Origin of the sequence: Pseudomonas sp. B21-021, assembly GCF_024749205.1 — a bacterium.
GTDB lineage: Bacteria > Pseudomonadota > Gammaproteobacteria > Pseudomonadales > Pseudomonadaceae > Aquipseudomonas > Aquipseudomonas paraglycinae.
The window spans coordinates 3,352,057-3,367,724 of sequence record NZ_CP087192.1; the positions used below are offsets into that span (position 1 = coordinate 3,352,057).

13 protein-coding genes are annotated in these 15,668 nt (G+C 59.7%); 7 read left to right on the top strand and 6 right to left on the bottom strand.

What is annotated here, in order from left to right; genetic code table 11:
- Positions 1–43 precede the first annotated feature (43 nt).
- From LOY31_RS14890 to LOY31_RS14900, 3 genes are all read right to left on the bottom strand, one after another.
- Positions 44–1,681: an ABC transporter substrate-binding protein gene (locus tag LOY31_RS14890; protein WP_085745637.1), complete on the bottom strand. Its 1,638-nt coding sequence runs from the start codon at positions 1,679–1,681 to the stop codon at positions 44–46.
- A 94-nt stretch (positions 1,682–1,775) separates the two neighbouring features.
- On the bottom strand, positions 1,776–3,050 hold the full coding sequence (locus LOY31_RS14895; RefSeq protein WP_085603587.1) for an FAD-binding oxidoreductase: 1,275 nt from the start codon (positions 3,048–3,050) through the stop codon (positions 1,776–1,778).
- 32 nt (positions 3,051–3,082) lie between these two features.
- Positions 3,083–3,751, bottom strand: a complete 669-nt coding sequence (locus LOY31_RS14900; RefSeq protein WP_085603584.1) for a haloacid dehalogenase type II — start codon at positions 3,749–3,751, stop codon at positions 3,083–3,085.
- A 591-nt stretch (positions 3,752–4,342) separates the two neighbouring features.
- Here LOY31_RS14900 and LOY31_RS14905 point away from each other — a divergent pair.
- Together LOY31_RS14905 and LOY31_RS14910 are read left to right on the top strand one after the other, a co-directional pair.
- A complete protein-coding gene (locus LOY31_RS14905; protein ID WP_258711744.1) occupies positions 4,343–5,197 on the top strand; it encodes a GNAT family N-acetyltransferase in 855 nt (284 codons plus the stop codon).
- 61 nt (positions 5,198–5,258) lie between these two features.
- The gene (locus LOY31_RS14910; protein ID WP_258711745.1) at positions 5,259–5,966 is read left to right on the top strand and encodes a cupin domain-containing protein; all 708 of its coding nucleotides are present in this window, start codon (positions 5,259–5,261) and stop codon (positions 5,964–5,966) included.
- Positions 5,967–5,968: 2 nt separating this feature from the next.
- Here LOY31_RS14910 and LOY31_RS14915 read toward each other — a convergent pair whose 3' ends face one another.
- The 3 genes from LOY31_RS14915 to LOY31_RS14925 are packed head-to-tail and all read right to left on the bottom strand — an operon-like array spanning position 5,969 to position 9,056.
- Positions 5,969–7,357, bottom strand: coding sequence for an LLM class flavin-dependent oxidoreductase (locus tag LOY31_RS14915; protein ID WP_258711746.1), 1,389 nt, complete (start codon positions 7,355–7,357; stop codon positions 5,969–5,971).
- Between the two features lie 35 nt (positions 7,358–7,392).
- Complete coding sequence (locus LOY31_RS14920; protein WP_011334213.1) at positions 7,393–8,238, bottom strand: amino acid ABC transporter permease; 846 nt, start codon at positions 8,236–8,238, stop codon at positions 7,393–7,395.
- Positions 8,235–9,056 carry an ABC transporter substrate-binding protein gene (locus tag LOY31_RS14925; RefSeq protein WP_258711747.1) on the bottom strand — a complete coding sequence of 274 codons (822 nt, stop codon included), beginning with the start codon at positions 9,054–9,056 and terminating at the stop codon, positions 8,235–8,237. The genes LOY31_RS14920 and LOY31_RS14925 overlap by 4 nt, the downstream gene beginning before the upstream one ends.
- A 236-nt stretch (positions 9,057–9,292) precedes the next feature.
- Here LOY31_RS14925 and LOY31_RS14930 point away from each other — a divergent pair, with 236 nt between their 5' ends.
- The 5 genes from LOY31_RS14930 to LOY31_RS14950 all read left to right on the top strand — a co-directional run bounded on the left by LOY31_RS14930 (position 9,293) and on the right by LOY31_RS14950 (position 15,666).
- On the top strand, positions 9,293–10,411 hold the full coding sequence (locus LOY31_RS14930; RefSeq protein ID WP_085603566.1) for an SMP-30/gluconolactonase/LRE family protein: 1,119 nt from the start codon (positions 9,293–9,295) through the stop codon (positions 10,409–10,411).
- Positions 10,412–10,689: 278 nt separating this feature from the next.
- On the top strand, positions 10,690–10,851 hold the full coding sequence (locus LOY31_RS14935) for a hypothetical protein (protein ID WP_164872148.1): 162 nt from the start codon (positions 10,690–10,692) through the stop codon (positions 10,849–10,851).
- A gap of 372 nt (positions 10,852–11,223) precedes the next feature.
- Positions 11,224–11,766, top strand: a complete 543-nt coding sequence (locus tag LOY31_RS14940) for a DUF3833 domain-containing protein (protein WP_258711748.1) — start codon at positions 11,224–11,226, stop codon at positions 11,764–11,766.
- Positions 11,767–11,791: 25 nt separating this feature from the next.
- A complete protein-coding gene (locus LOY31_RS14945) occupies positions 11,792–13,330 on the top strand; it encodes a cryptochrome/photolyase family protein (RefSeq protein WP_258711749.1) in 1,539 nt (512 codons plus the stop codon).
- 161 nt (positions 13,331–13,491) lie between these two features.
- On the top strand, positions 13,492–15,666 hold the full coding sequence (locus LOY31_RS14950; protein WP_258711750.1) for a hybrid sensor histidine kinase/response regulator: 2,175 nt from the start codon (positions 13,492–13,494) through the stop codon (positions 15,664–15,666).
- The last annotated feature ends 2 nt before the right edge of the window (positions 15,667–15,668 follow it).

Here is a 15,668-nt window from a genome sequence, read left to right on the forward strand (position 1 = left end):
ACCCTCCTGCAACCTGGCTTGCCGTTCATTTCGACGGCTCTGTTCAAGCGTCCAGCCAGACCTGCTCGGCGAACATGTAACCCATGAAGCCGCCGAGCGGGTTGCTGCCGTAGCCCTTGATCCGTTGATCGACGCCGTCGATGTTGCTGATGAACACCGGTATGCCGATGCCACAGTGGTCGTGCACCAGGGTCTGCATGTCCGCATACATCTTGCCGCGCTTGGCATCGTCGGTTTCGCCGCGGGCGAGCATCAGCAACTGATCGAACTGCTCGTTCTTCCAGCCGGACTCGTTCCACGGCGCCTTCGACTGGAAGAACTGCGAGAACATCACGTCGGCGTTCGGACGTGGGTTGATGTTGCCGAAGCTGATCGGGTGCTTCATCCAGTGGTTGGACCAGTAGCCGTCGCTCGGCAGGCGCTTGACGTCGAGTTTGAGCCCGGCCTGTTTGGCCGACTGCTGCAACAGCACTGCGATATCGACGGAACCCGTTGCGGCAGGCGACGCAAACAGCTCCATGCTGATGTTTTCCATGCCCGCTTTTTTCAGCAGGAACTTGGCTTTTTCGGGGTCGTAGACCGTTTGCGGCAGGTCGCTGTTGTAGTAGCGCGAGCCGGGCGCGATCGGATGATCGTTGCCGACCACGGCAAAGCCGCGAAACACCGCCGACTTGATCTGTTCGCGATCGAGCAGGTACTTCATCGCTTGGGTGAAATCGGCGTTCTGACCCGGCAACTGATCCTGACGGATGATCAAATCAGTGTAGTTGCCCGATGGCGCATCAACGACCCGGTGTTTGGCGCTGGCCTTGATCCGGTCGGTGGAGCGCGGGTTGACCTCGTTGATCATGTGCACGTCGCCGGACAGCAGCGCGTTGACCCGCGACGGCTCGTCGCCGATGGCAATGAATTCGATTTCGTCGAGGTACGGCAGGCCAGGCTTCCAGTAGCCGGTGTTGCGTGCGGCCACCGAACGTACGCCCGGTTTGAACTCCTTGACCTTGAACGGTCCGGTGCCAATGCCCTGGTTGAAGTCGGTGGTGCCTTCGGGAACGATCAGCAGATGCGAGACGGCCAGAATCGACGGCAATTCGGCGTTCGGTGCAGTCAGGCGAATCTGTACTTCGTTGGCCCCCGTGGCCTTGATTTCGGCGAACTGCTCCATCAGCGGCATGACTTTGGAGCCGGTCAGCGGATCCTTGTGTCGTGACAGCGAGAACACCACGTCGGCCGCGCTGAGGGTTTTGCCGTTGTGGAAAGTCACGTCCTTGCGCAGGGTGATCGTCCACAGGGTCGCGTCGGTGTTGTCGATGCGTTCGGCCAGCTCCAGTTGCGGCACCAGGTGCGCGTCGAAACGAGTCAGGCCGTTGTAGAACATGTAGTGCCGCACATAATCGGTGGACAGCGCGCCTTTGGCCGGATCGAGGGTGTCGGCGGTGGAGCTGGACATGCCGGCGACACGTATCCGCCCACCGGGCTTGCCTTTGCCCGGCGTCGCCGTATCGTCGGCCAACAGTTTGCCGGCAGCACCAAACAGGCTGCCGGCGCCGGCAGCCGCTACGCCGGCCACACCGAGCATTTGTAACGCGTGACGGCGTGACATGCCGCGATTGAGGCCTTCGAATACCCGCAGGCTCGCTTCGCCTGAGATCAATGGTGAGTCGTTCTTGTGATCAGTCATTTCAGTGCTACCTGTCGAAATTAAGAAGGCTCAAGTGTTCCGGTTGGCCGGAACGTCCTGGAAACGCAAACGACGGTAAAGCCACAACATCAGCTCAATGCAAATAGTCCTGAAAGCGGTAGTAGGCGCCCACGAAAGGCAGGAACCACGGCTTGCCGAAATGCCCGGGGATCGCCGGCCAGTCGAGTTCACGCCAGGGGTTGGCCTCGGCATTGCCGGCCATCACGTCGGCCATCACCTGCCCCATGTGCACCGACATCTGCACGCCGTGGCCGCTGTAACCCATCGAGTGGAACACGCCGCCGTGCTGGCCGGCTCGCGGCAAACGGTCGGAGGTCATGTCTACCAGGCCGCCCCAGCAGTAATCGATCCTGACGCCGGCCAGTTGCGGGAACATCTGGACCATCGCCGCCTGCAGCACCTTGCCGCTCTTGGCATCGTTGACACTGTCGGACATGGCAAACCGCGCGCGCCCGCCAAACAGCAAACGGTTATCCGGGGTCAGGCGGAAGTAGTTACCGATCATTCGGCTGGTGACATAAGCGCGGCGCCCCGGCAGCAACTGATCGATCAACGCCCGCGGCAGGACCTCGGTGGCAATCACGAAACTGCCCACCGGTACGATTCGCCGCCGATACCAGCCCAGACCACCGTGCTGACAGGCACCGGTCGCCAGCAGAACCTGCCCGGCGTGCAGCGAACCCTTGCTGGTGTTGACCTGATAACCGCCGGCCCGCGCTTTCCAGTCGAGCACCGAGGTACCCTCATGGATCAGCGCGCCGTGACGCACCGCCGCTTCTGCCAGACCGATGCCGAAACGCCCGACGTGCATCTGTACGCCATTGCGCTGCAACAGGCCGCCATGAAACTGCGCAGAGTTGACCTCGGTGCGGGTCTGTTCGGCCGACAGCAATTCAACATCGGCATCGACTTCGTTGCGGATCAGCTCGCAGGTGCGGGCCAGGCCTTCGTAGTGCAGCGGTTTTGCCGCCAGTTTCAGCTTGCCGTTGCGCAGCAGGTCACAGGCGATCTGCTCCTGCTCGACCAGCGACACAACGCTTTGCACGGCACTTTCGTAAGCCTGGTAATAGGCTTTCGCCCGGTCGGCACCGAGACTGGCGCTGAGGCTGGCGTAATCCTGCGCCACCCCCGTGTTGCACTGCCCGCCATTGCGTCCCGAAGCCTCGCCGATCACGCGCCCGGCTTCCAGCACCACCACACTGGCGCCCTTGAGCGCCAGGGCCCGGGCCGCCGCCAGCCCGGTGAAACCGCCACCGACGATGGCCACATCGACTTGCCCGGGCAAACCGCCGAGCTGTGCGCCGGTGAAGGCCGGTGCGCTGTCGAGCCAGTAGGATTCACTGCCCATGTTCAATCCCGCCTTTGCCAATGAGGATGTCGTTACAGGCCGACCAGTCCGGCCAGACCGCCGATGTCCGGGATCTGGTGGTAGCTGTAGAAGGCGTTGCCCGGTACTTCGTGACCACGGGCGACGAAGGCCTTGTTCTTGATCTTCATGTCGTGGGCCGGCATCAGGTCGTAACGGAAGCTGGAGGACACATGCAAGATGTCTTCCGGGCCGCAGTTGAGGTTGTCGAGCATGTACTCGAACGCCGCCAGACGAGGTTTGTAGGCTTGTGCCTGTTCGGCCGTGAAGACTTTGTGAAAAGGTGCGCCGAGTTTTTCGACGTTGGACATGATCTGGCTGTTGCTGGCGTTGGAGAAAATCACCAAGGGAATCTTGTCGGCGATTTTCGACAGGCCGGCCGGTACGTCCGGGTGCGGGCCCCAGGTCGGAACAGCGTCGTAATACAACTGGCCTTCGTCGCGGTATTCGATTCCCCAACGCTTACAGGTACGCGCCAGAGCGGTCTTGAGAATCTCGTCATACGGCATCCAGTCGCCCATGACCTGGTCCAGGCGATAGGCCGAGAAATCCTTGACGAACTGATCCATCTGCTCAGCGGGAACGCGATCGGCGAAGAGTTCGCGGGTCATTGTGCCCATGTGGAAATTGGTCAGCGTTCCGTAGCAGTCGAAGGTAATGAATTTGGGGCGAAGAAAGCTCATTGAGTGCGTTCCTGAAGTTCGTTGAGGTCAATGGCGCTACAAGCATTTGCCTGGTTTGCGCAGTAGCGATGCAACGCTGCAGCACACCGTCATTACAACACCGTGAAATCAGCAGATGGCGTTAAAAGCGACCTCCGTTCGATACAAATCACCGTTTTGGTCATTCCACTCAGCAGACTTTGCGGTGCGCTCCAGCCTTGGGCAAAGCCCCTGTTTATGCGCACTTATGGGCCTTTATCTGGCGCTTTTGATTTCCGACAGCGACGTTGCCCGCAGAAACTGCGCCCCATCGCAGCCTTGGCATCAGTTGCTGCGGCGCCTGTCAGCCCGGTTCTGAATTGAGGCGATTGAACCTACATCCTGCGCCTAGCGACGAGACTCGGTACAAGCCTTTTATAGGGTAAAAAGGCCCAAGCATTTGCTGCCGACACAAGGCCCGGATTAAGTAGTAAGTGTGGTCTTCGGGACCGTGCTTCGCGGAATCTGCCGAATATTCCCTGCCCCCTTGTCAGGCTTTCATCCAGATGGGATACAGGCTTCACCTCGCCGCAAAACCCGGCGCCAGCGCACACTCTTGATCGGAGAATCGCCATGTCCACCCCGCTCCCTTCCTACGTCTATCGGCCGATGACTGCCGACGACCTGCCCAAGGCCCATGCACTGTCCGTGCAATTGAAGTGGCCTCATCGACTTGACGACTGGGCCATGCTGCAACGGGTCAGCAAGGGCTTTGTCGTACTCGATGGAGAGCGTTTGATCGGCACTGCGTTCGCCTGTCCGCAAGGTGATTTCACGACCATTGGCCTGGTCATTGTCAGTGACGATTACCAGGGCCAGGGCATCGGGCGAAAGCTCATGGACCACGCGCTGCAGGCTTGTCAGTCGAGCACGGCGATGTTGAATGCAACCGTGGCCGGCGCACCGCTGTATGCCAGTCAGGGTTTTGTTGAGTTTGGCCGGATTCAGCAGCACCAGGGCGAGGCGCAAGCCCCCGTGCCCGGGCCATTGGCAGACGGTGAAGAATGCCGCCCATTGCGCGAGTCGGATCATGCGCGGGTGCTGGAACTGGCCAATGCCGGGAGCGGACTGGATCGGCGAGCGGTGCTCAGCGATCTGTTCTCTGTCGTCGAGCATTCGGTGGGCATTGTGCGTGACGGTCAATTGCACGCCTTCGCCCTGCTGCGCCCATTCGGTCGCGGCCGTTGCATCGGCCCGCTGATCGCCGAAAACCTTGAGCAAGCCCAACACCTGATCGCCACATTGCTGGCCGGGATACCGGATGCCTTTGTGCGCATTGATATTCCAGCGGATTGTGGCCTTTCCGACTGGCTGGAAGCCGCCGGCCTGAAAAAGGTCGACACCGTGGCCCAAATGTCCCGCGGTGCAGCACCGCAAGCAAACAATGGCGTTCGGCAGTTTGCCCTGGTCACTCAAGCCATCGGCTGACTATCGTGCTGGCGCTTGCCGCCCCTCAATAAATCCTCTCAATACCTGGAGCGTCACCCGTATGTCCGAACCTTGCATCATGCTGCTGGCTCGTGCCGATGGCAGTCGCGTCGACACCCCTTTCAAGCAGCAATCCTTGAACGCTGCAGACCCCTTCTCGAGCGGACGTCAGATCGCCTGGTCAGGGAGCGACGGCATATCCGCAGGCATCGTCGAAGCAGGCGAAAGCCTTGATATCAAGGACTTCCCGCACACCGAGGTGATCGTGGTTCATGCGGGGCACGTGACGTTGAAATCCCGGGAGCGGACACTGCAACTGGCCGTCGGCGCCAGCGCGGTCATCGGCCGGGGCACGGACGTGCGGATCGAAGCACAGCCCGGCACCCGCTGGGCGTTTTGCGCCATGGCCACCAAAGCCGCAACGCCCGGCCTGACCCCGCTCGACCCGCTGGCACACCTGTCCCCCTCCGCCGCGCCGGAGCAACAGATTCTGATCGGTCCGACACCGCAATGCCGGTCAGGTAATGCCTTCGAAGACGCCACAACCGATCTGCGTGTCGGCGTGTGGGACTCGACGCCCTATGAACGTCACGGTCGCCCGCACAAGCTCAATGAGTTGATGTACCTGATCGAAGGCAGCGTAACGTTGCAGACGCCTGAGGGTTTGAGTGTGACCGTCAATACCGGTGACAGCGTGTTTGTTGCGCGGGGTGCGCCGTGCGCCTGGAAAAGCACGCGCTATGTACGCAAAGTGTATGCGGTCAAATAGCGTCAGCCATAAAGCGCCTTGTCGAAGCGGAACGAAGCCCCATAGGCCGAGGCAGGCAGGTGGCTGGACTGATCTGCCCGCAACCGCGAACGGAAAGTGCCACTCTGCGGCTGAGTACGATACAGCCCACGCTTTTGCAGTTCGGGAATAACCAGTTCGACAAAGTCCTCAAGGCTGCCTGGGCTGATCAACGGGTTGAGCATGTAGCCGGTGGTGCCGGAAATTCGCGCGTGTTCTTCGATGCGGTCGGCGACTTGCTGCGGTGTACCGACGAGAATCAGGTCGCTGCCACGGGTGACGCTGGCGAAGCGCTTTTTCACGTCACCCGCCGTCAGCGGCTGACCACTGCCATCGGGGCGCATCACGTAAGAGGTCAGGCCTTCGGTGTGCGTCGAGAGTGCATCGCTGTCGGCGTAGCGGCTGATGTCGATGCCGGTGTCGCCGGCGTAACTGACCAGTTGTGCCTGCAAGTGATAGTTGCTTTGCAACTCGTCGTATTTGCGCTGGGCTTCGATTTCGGTTTTCGCCGTGACGATGCGCAATACCGTCAACGATTTCACGTCTTCACGTTGACGCCCCCGCGCCTCAGCCTGGGCCCAGATGTCTTCCAGGCCCTGACGGATTTCCTGCGGGTTGGATTTAGCGATGAAGATCAGCTCCGCGTGCTTGGCGGCGAACTCTCGACCGCGTCCCGACCAGCCCGCCTGAATCAGCAACGGGGTGCGCTGCGGGGACGGTGCGGTCAGGTGCGGCCCGGCCACGCGATAGTGCGCACCCTCGTGATTGATCGGTCGCACCCGGTCGCCTCTGGCATACAGCTGGCGGGCCTTGTCGGCAACCACGGCGTCGTCGGCCCAACTGCCCTCCCAAAGTTTGTACACCACATCGAGAAACTCTTCGGCGCGCTCATAGCGATCGTCATGCTTGATCATTTGCTCCAGCCCGAAATTGCGGGCGGCGCTGGACAGGTAAGAGGTGACGATATTCCAGCCCACTCGCCCATTGGTGAGGTGATCAAGCGTGCTGAAGCGCCGGGCGTGGGTAAACGGGTGCTCATAACTGGTGGTCACCGTCACACCAAACGCCAGGTTTTCCGTCACGGCCGCCAACGCCGGAATGATCATCAACGGATCGTTGGCCGGCGCTTCCACCGCCCATTTCATCGCCGCATCGGCGTTGCCACCAAACACGTCATAGAAGCCCAGCACATCACCAAAGAACAACATATCGAGGTGCGCCTGATCGGCAATCCGCGCCAGGTTGGACCAGTAGCCCAGCGAGTTGATCGCCAGGCGTTCGTCAGCCGGGTGCGTCCACAGACTCGGCGCACCGCCGCAGCCGACGCTGGCTTGTTCATAGAGTGCAAACAGCAGAGGTTTAGGATCGGACATCGTGGTTCCTGCAAGAAATCATTCAACGGAATGGCTCAGCGCTGATGCTTGAAGCCTCTGCCGTAATGGCGTTCGAGGCGATGCTGGATCAGTTCGAGACCGATGGATAACAGCCAATAGATCGCGGCTGCGGTGGTCAGCATTTCAATGTAACGGTAGGACGAACGCCCGTACGACTGCGCCAGAAACATCACTTCCCAAACCCCCATGACCGAAATCAGGGACGAGTCCTTGAGCATCGAAATGAACTGGCTGGTGGTCGGCGGAATGATCGTGCGCATGGCTTGCGGCAGGATGATATGGATAAACGTCGCGGCCGGTCTCAGACCCAGTGCGGCGGCTGCTTCGCGCTGACCCGGGGCAACCGCGAGAATGCCCGCACGAAAAATCTCACTGAGATAAGCCCCGTAGTTGAGCGACAGCGCGATGATCCCGGCGCTGATTGCACCTGGCACCACGCCCAGCTGCGGCAGCCCCAGATAGATCAACAGGATCTGGATCAACAGCGGTGTGCCGCGAAAGAACGAGGCGTAGAAGCTGGCGATACCAAACGCCACGGCGCTGCTCGACAGCCTGGCCAACGCGGTGACAAAGCCCAGCAATAACGAAAACCAGATCGAGCAGAAACACAGGAATATCGTCAGCGCGGCGCCCTGCAAGAATCCGTTCGGCCCCAGATGCAGGCCGACCAGGTTTGGCCACTTTTCCAGAATGATCGAAAACTTCAGATCGAAGCGCATGAAAAACCACACGCCCAGACCCGACAGCGCCGCCCACGTCAGATACAGGCGCGTGCGAAAACCGAATAGCTGACGTGTCAGTGGCGGCTGCTTTTGCGGGGTAACAGCCGCTTTGGCCGGATGCGGGTTGATGGCTGTCATTGGCTGATATCAGAACCGATCCACTTGCGGGATATTTTGCTCAGCGTGCCGTCAGTCTTGAGTTGTGCGATGACCTCGGTGACTTTCGCATTCCATTGCGGATCGCCTTTTTCGACCGCCACGACGTTCGGTTCGGCATACAGTGGCTCTCCGGCAATCTTGAAGCGCGGATCCTGAGCGATGCGTTCACGCGCGGTGATCAGGTTGGTGACCATGGCGTCCAGGCGCACGCCGGTACCCAATGCGAGATCCTGGAAGGCGACGGTTTCGTTGTCGTAAGGCGCGATCTGGACATTGTCGAACGGATAGCTCAACGGTTTGTCTTCGGCGCCTTCAATGACCAGATCCTTGTTCAGATAGGCCTCATAGGTCGACGCACTGATCACACCGACTTTTTTGCCGGACAAATCTTTGCCAGTGACGATGTCCTTGTCCTTCGCATTGACCACGATCACCGCCGGTGACTGGTAATACTCCACGGGAAAGTCGAACACTTCGGCCCGCGCCTTGCTCGGTGTCATCGAGCACACGCAGATGTCGTATCGACCGTTCCAGTGCCCGGCGGCAATCACGTCCCAAGAAGGCGTTTCAAGTTTCAGCTTGACCCCAAGACGTTCGGCCACAGCTTTAGCGACATCCACATCGAAGCCGTCGAGCTGGTTCTGGTCATTGAGAAAAGAGAACGGCGGGTAACTCTCCATCAGGACACCGGTGAGCTCACCTTTTTGCGTCACGCGATCAAGGGTGGGCCCCGCGAATGCAGCAGCGCAACTGACGGCGAGCGCCAGGCCAAGTATCAAATGTGTCGGGATCTTCAAGTGCGAATGCTCCAATCAGGAAAAGCCTGTTTAGATTAAAACGCACTATAAAATTAATATGAACTTCGTTTTATGCATAAAAAGCTTCGCTTAGGCTATATGGATTCCACCACCATGAAGCGAAGGCCTTCATCTCCAAGCCCGACCAGAGCTGGATAATAATTCACTTGTACGATGTCCTATCACAGGCTATTACTGCGTCTCCCAAAAAAAAATAAAACCACGGAGATCGCTACATGGACTCATCCCTGTCCGCCAAGCCTGACAACCTCGAACAGGTAAAAGGCAATACACGCCGCAGCTTCCTGAAGAAGTCCCTCGCTGTTTCCGCCACGCTTGCCACCGGCAGCGCCTTGTTGCCCAGTCTCTCTGAAGCTGCCGAACCATTGAGTCAACGCTACCCGGATCCACTGATTCATATCCTCGACGACAGCTTCCTCGAGCTACGTATTTTCAACGCCAGCGTTGAAAAACTCGCCACCGGCATGCGCTGGGCCGAAGGACCGGTCTGGGTCGGTGATGGCCGCTATTTGCTGGTCAGCGACATCCCCAATAATCGCATCATGCGTTGGGACGAAATCACCGAGACCTTCACCGTGTACCGTGAACACTCGAACTTCTCCAACGGGATGTGCCGGGATCGCCAGGGGCGTCTTATCGTCTGCGAAGGCTCTACCACCACCAGCGAAGGCCGCCGCGTCACGCGCACCGAATACAACGGCACGATCACCGTGCTGGCCGACAGCTTTGAGGGCAAGCCCTTCAACTCGCCCAACGACATCGTCTGCAAAAGTGACGGATCGATCTGGTTTACCGACCCGCCATTCCAGACCGGCAACAACTACGAAGGCCACAAAATCACCCCGAGCCAACCCCACGCCGTTTACCGCATCGACGGCGAGAGCAGAAAGGTCACTCGGGTGATCGACGACCTTAACGGCCCTAATGGCCTGTGCTTCAGTCCCGACGAAAAAACCCTGTATGTCGTCGAAGGTCGCGCCAAACCCAATCGCTTGATCTGGGCCATTGCCGTGAAGGAAGACGGCACACTGGGCGAGCGCCGCAAGCACATCGAGGGGCTGGACTACGCGGCAATCGACGGTATCAAGTGCGACGAAGCGGGCAACCTGTGGTGCGGCTGGGGCGGCAATGGAGATCCCAGGGCCGATCTGGAAAAACTCGACGGCGTGCGTGTTTTCAATCCACAGGGCAAGGCCATCGGCCATATTTCGCTGCCAGAGCGCTGCCCGAACCTGTGCTTTGGGGGGCGCGAAGGGAACAGGCTGTTCATGGCAAGTAGTCACTCGATCTACTCGCTTTTTGTGAATACTCGCGGGACTACGTTTGCTGTGTAAAAACGCCGTTCATCTCGCGATCGCTTCGTGAGTATCGGAACAAAATCTCGCCGCGCAGCCAGGGATGCGCGGCATTCAGTCCGGTGCCGTGCAACTGGCTTAAGCCACCGGCGAATGGAGTCTTCAAGGAATGTCGGGAAAATCATTCTGACAATGCACCCGGAAGATTCGCCGTAGCACACCAGCAGCGTTCAAGGATGAACATTCATTCATCGAAAACAGGCTTCGATGCGTCTAGTCTGCGGGTTACGACATAGTGACTACAGGAGTAACCCACCATGTTCTCGCACGAAAGCCTCCCGCTGATCATCCTCTTCATCATCCTGCTGATTGGCGTACTGACCGCCATCCTCCATCCCGTACATGCGTTCCATAGCTGGCTTCAGAGACGCCGGAAAAGATCATCCGCCGAAGTTGTCAGCAAGGCGGATTCACGCTGACGTGCATGACTGGCCCGGATGACTCCGGGCCTTTTTCTGCGTGCAGGCAATGGCACCAGGCAGCGCAATGATCAATATTCGCCTCTCTCCCCCTCTACTCAAGAAAAGCTTCACGCTGTGAAGTGAGTCTTCCTCTCTGCACGAAAAAATGCCGCTTCATTGTCAGCTGGCATTTTTCCGCCTATCTTGATTAAAACCTATACAAACTCATTAGCTGCGTACAATTTCTTTTACTACGGATACGCTCCCACGCGAGACTCCTTCGCGAGATACCTTAATGGAGACGCCCATAACCCTGTACGCGCCCCTCACTGCGTACAAGAAAATGCTTCGTACGTTCTCCCTCAACACCTGCAATCAGGGAGCAAGGCAATGACTCGATTACTGCTGTTACTGGCACTGATGCTCAACCTCGCAAGCTGCAGCAACGTGGAGGTCACGCGTTATGCCGATCAACAACCGGCACTGAGTCTGGAGCGCTTTTTCAGCCAGCCCGTCAAAGCCTGGGGGATATTTCAGAAGCCCGGCGGCGAAGTGACCAAGCGTTTTGAAGTCACGATCGTCAGCCGTCGCGAAGGCAACAACCTGATTCTCGACGAGCGCTTCCTGTACAGCGACGGCACCCGCCAGCACCGCGTATGGACATTGACGCCCGAAGGCCAGGGACGCTGGAGCGGTCGCGCCGGCGATGTGATCGGCGCTGCCCAGGGCCAGGTTGCCGGGAACGCCGTGCACTGGGTTTATCGCCTGAACCTGGCGGTCGACGATTCGACCTATGAAGTGAGCATGGACGACTGGATGTACCTGATGGACGAGGACACGTTGATCAACCGCACCAGCATGTCCAAGTTCGGGGTGGAAGTCGGTCAGGTGACTTTGTTCTTTCGCCGCCAGGGCACCGAAGCAAGCCAATGAACCGCACAACCCAGAGTTTGATTGAATGAACGTTACCCGCCGCTTGTGCCTGGTACTGGGCGACCAGTTGTCGTTCGACCTGGCTTCCTTACAAGCACTCGATGCCGAGCGCGACACGGTGTTGCTGGTTGAGGTCATGGAAGAAGCCAGCCACGTGCCCCACCATCCACAGAAGATTGCCCTGGTCTTCAGTGCCATGCGCCATTTCGCCCAGTCGCTGCAAGACCAGGGTGTACGCGTTGAATACGTCAGGCTGGATGATCCGGAAAACAGCGGTTCGGTGCCGGGTGAATTGCATCGCTGGCAAGCGCTGTTGCAGGCCGAGGAAGTGCACGTCACCGAGTGTGGCGACTGGCGGCTGGAGCACTCGATGAAGGAATGCGGCTTGCCGATTCACTGGCACGCCGATACGCGTTTTCTGTGCAGTCGCGAAGAGTTCGCCGCCTGGGCCGAGGGCAAGAAACAGCTGCGCATGGAGTTTTTCTACCGGGAGATGCGCCGCAAGAGCCGGTTGTTGCTCAATGGCGATGGCTCGCCGGTGGGTGGCGCGTGGAATTTCGATGCCGACAATCGCAAGGCCCTGCCCAAAAACGTCAAAGCCCCCTACCCGGCACGCTTCAGTAATGACGCCATCACCGCCGAAGTATTGGCACTGGTCAAAGCGCGCTTCAGCCAGCACTACGGCGCGCTCGATGACTTCAACTATCCCGTCACCCATGCCGATGCGCAGGCTCTTTGGGCGTACTTTCTCGATTACGGTCTGGCCGGGTTTGGCGATTACCAGGACGCCATGGCCAGTGATGAGCCGTTCCTGTTTCATGCGCGCATCAGTGCCGCGCTCAACATCGGACTGCTGGATCTGCGGCAGTTGTGCAGCGACGTGGAGTCGGCGTACTGGTCCGGCAGCGTTGCGCTCAATGCCGCCGAAGGTTTCATTCGGCAACTGATTGGCTGGCGTGAATATGTGCGGGGCGTGTACTGGCTGAAAATGCCTGATTACGCGCTGGGCAACTCGTTCGGCAACACCCGGCCTCTGCCCGAGTTCTACTGGACCGGCGATACGCAAATGAACTGCATGCGCCACGCCATCGGTCAAAGCTTGCACCACGCCTACGCGCATCACATTCAGCGGCTGATGGTCACCGGCAACTTCGCCCTGCTCGCCGGCATCGCGCCGAGCCAGATCTGCGAGTGGTATCTGGCGATCTACATGGACGCCTTTGACTGGGTCGAGCTGCCCAACACGCTGGGCATGGTCATGCACGCCGATGGCGGTTATCTCGGTTCCAAACCCTATTGCGCCAGCGGCCAGTACATCAATCGCATGTCCGATTACTGCCGCGGTTGCGCGTACAAGGTCAGCGAAAGCACGGCGGACAATGCCTGCCCGTTCAATTCACTCTACTGGCATTTCCTGATGCGCCACGGCGAGCTGCTGCGCGGCAATCAGCGCATGGCCATGATGTACAAGAACCTCGACCGCATGCCTCAGGCCAAGCAAGAGGCACTTTGGCAACGCGGCCAGATGCTGCTGGCCCGCCTGGATAACGGGGAGTCGATCTGAAATCAGCGTCCGCGCGGAGCCATCCGTGAAACTTACCGACGACGCCACCGGTCAACGAATGAACAACCATCCAGCCAGACCGCTTCGAGATGACCACTGCCCCAGTCCGGCCTGTCCGCCCCATGAATCCGGCCCCTGAAAAACCTGACAAAGCAGGTGAAATGGATACCCTCAAACACCTTGATCGCGAAGCACTTGAGTCCGAGGTAAAGCGATTACGCGCCGCGCTGCTGAGCAATGAAGTCGACACTGAGCAAAATGTGGCGGCCCAACTGCAGGCCAGCAGAGCTGCGCTCGCCCGCAGTGAGGAACGCTTCAGCACGATTCTGGAAACCATCGAATCGGCGTTTGCCATCGTCAAAGTCAAATTCGACGCCAACGACGAGCCTGTCGACTATTACTTCGTCGAGGCCAACCCGGCGTTCGAGCGCCAGTGCGGGGTCAACCTGCGCGGCAAATGGGTGACCGAATTCGCGCCCAATCTCGAACGCTTCTGGTTCGAAACCTACGGCCACGTGGCCAAGACCGGGGAACCGGCGAACTTCGAGAATTACGCCAATACCTTTGAACGCTGGTTCGATGTGCGCGCCGTGCGGGTCGGCGATCCGGCCGACCGGCAGATCGCGATCCTGTTCAACGACGTCACCGAACGGCGCGACGCCGAGGAGCGCTTGCGCGCCAGTGAGGCGATTGCCCGGGAGAACGTCGAACGTGTGCAACTGGCCCTCGCCGCCGGCGCGATTATCGGCACCTGGCACTGGGACCTGCTGACCGATCGCTTTGCCATCGATGAAGGCTTCGCCCAGGTGTTCAACCTCGACCCGAGTCTGGGGCGCGAAGGCCTCAGTCTCGAACAAGTGATCACCAGCGTGCACCCCGACGATCGGGACGGGCTGACCACGGCGATCGACGAAGCCATTGGCCGCGGTGGCGCCTATTCCCATCAGTACCGTGTGCGCCGCGCGGACGGCAGGTACCAGTGGATCGAAGCCAACGGCCGCGTTGAGTGGGCCGATGACAACAAACCACTGCGCTTCCCTGGCGTACTGATTGACGTCGAGGAACGCCGCACCGTCGAGGCAGAGCGCGACGGGGCTATCGCCGCCTTGCGTGCGCTAAACGACACACTGGAACAGCGGGTGTCAGCGCGCACCGCCGAGTTGATGCAAGCGGAGGAAAAACTGCGTCAGTCGCAGAAGATGGAAGCGGTCGGCCAACTGACGGGCGGCCTGGCTCATGACTTCAACAATTTGCTGGCCGGCGTTTCCGGTGCGCTGGAACTGATGGGGACGCGGATCAGTCAGGGCCGGTTGAGCGAAGTCGACAAATACATGGTCACCGCACAGGGCGCGGTCAAGCGTGCCGCCGCCCTCACCCACCGCCTGCTGGCATTCTCCAGACGCCAGACCCTCGATCCCCGGCCCACCGACGTCAACATGCTGATGACCGGCATGACCGAACTGATCCAGCGCACCGTGGGCCCGAGCATTCTTCTGGAAACCATTGGCTCGCCGCAGCTCTGGCCGACACTGGTGGATGCCAGTCAGCTGGAAAACGCATTGCTCAACCTGTGCATCAACGCCCGCGATGCGATGCCCGATGGCGGACGCATCACCATCGAGACCGCCAATCGCACCATGGATGCCGAAACCGCCAGCACGCTGGAGATTCCCGGCGGAGAGTATGTGTGTCTGTGCGTCAGCGATACCGGCACCGGCATGTCGGCGGATGTCATCGCCAAGGCCTTCGACCCGTTCTTTACCACCAAGCCGCTGGGCCAGGGCACGGGGCTCGGGCTGTCGATGATCTACGGATTCGCCAAGCAGTCCGGCGGCCAGGTGCGCGTGCACTCGCAAGTCGACCGGGGCACCACGATGTGCATCTACCTGCCGCGTCACTGTGGCGAACCCGTGCAAAGTCCCGATGACCAGCACATCGCACCGGCCGTAGCCCCCAAGGCCAACGAGACCATTCTGGTGGTGGACGATGAACCGACCGTGCGCGCCTTGTTGACCGAAGTGCTTGGCGATCTCGGCTACAACCTGCTCGAAGCAGGCGACAGCGTTGCCGGGCTTAAGGTGTTGCAATCGAACGTGCATATTGACTTGCTGATCACCGACGTCGGCCTGCCGGGTGGCATGAACGGCCGGCAACTGGCCGACGCCGGCCGGGAGACCCGGCCGAACCTGACGACACTTTTCATTACCGGATACGCAGAAAACGCAGTGATCGGCGCCGGCCAACTCGGCCCCGGCATGCAGGTGCTGACCAAGCCCTTCGCAGTCGACACGCTGGTGGCGCGGGTGATTGACCTGATGTCATCGAGAGCCAAATAGCA

Coding starts and splice junctions, on each gene's coding strand:
- LOY31_RS14950 (WP_258711750.1), top strand. CDS start 13,492: ATGGATACCCTCAAACACCTTGATCGCGAAGCACTTGAGTCCGAGGTA.
- LOY31_RS14905 (WP_258711744.1), top strand. CDS start 4,343: ATGTCCACCCCGCTCCCTTCCTACGTCTATCGGCCGATGACTGCCGAC.
- LOY31_RS14935 (WP_164872148.1), top strand. CDS start 10,690: ATGTTCTCGCACGAAAGCCTCCCGCTGATCATCCTCTTCATCATCCTG.
- LOY31_RS14920 (WP_011334213.1), bottom strand. CDS start 8,238: ATGACAGCCATCAACCCGCATCCGGCCAAAGCGGCTGTTACCCCGCAA.
- LOY31_RS14940 (WP_258711748.1), top strand. CDS start 11,224: ATGACTCGATTACTGCTGTTACTGGCACTGATGCTCAACCTCGCAAGC.
- LOY31_RS14890 (WP_085745637.1), bottom strand. CDS start 1,681: ATGACTGATCACAAGAACGACTCACCATTGATCTCAGGCGAAGCGAGC.
- LOY31_RS14915 (WP_258711746.1), bottom strand. CDS start 7,357: ATGTCCGATCCTAAACCTCTGCTGTTTGCACTCTATGAACAAGCCAGC.
- LOY31_RS14895 (WP_085603587.1), bottom strand. CDS start 3,050: ATGGGCAGTGAATCCTACTGGCTCGACAGCGCACCGGCCTTCACCGGC.
- LOY31_RS14900 (WP_085603584.1), bottom strand. CDS start 3,751: ATGAGCTTTCTTCGCCCCAAATTCATTACCTTCGACTGCTACGGAACG.
- LOY31_RS14910 (WP_258711745.1), top strand. CDS start 5,259: ATGTCCGAACCTTGCATCATGCTGCTGGCTCGTGCCGATGGCAGTCGC.
- LOY31_RS14945 (WP_258711749.1), top strand. CDS start 11,792: ATGAACGTTACCCGCCGCTTGTGCCTGGTACTGGGCGACCAGTTGTCG.
- LOY31_RS14930 (WP_085603566.1), top strand. CDS start 9,293: ATGGACTCATCCCTGTCCGCCAAGCCTGACAACCTCGAACAGGTAAAA.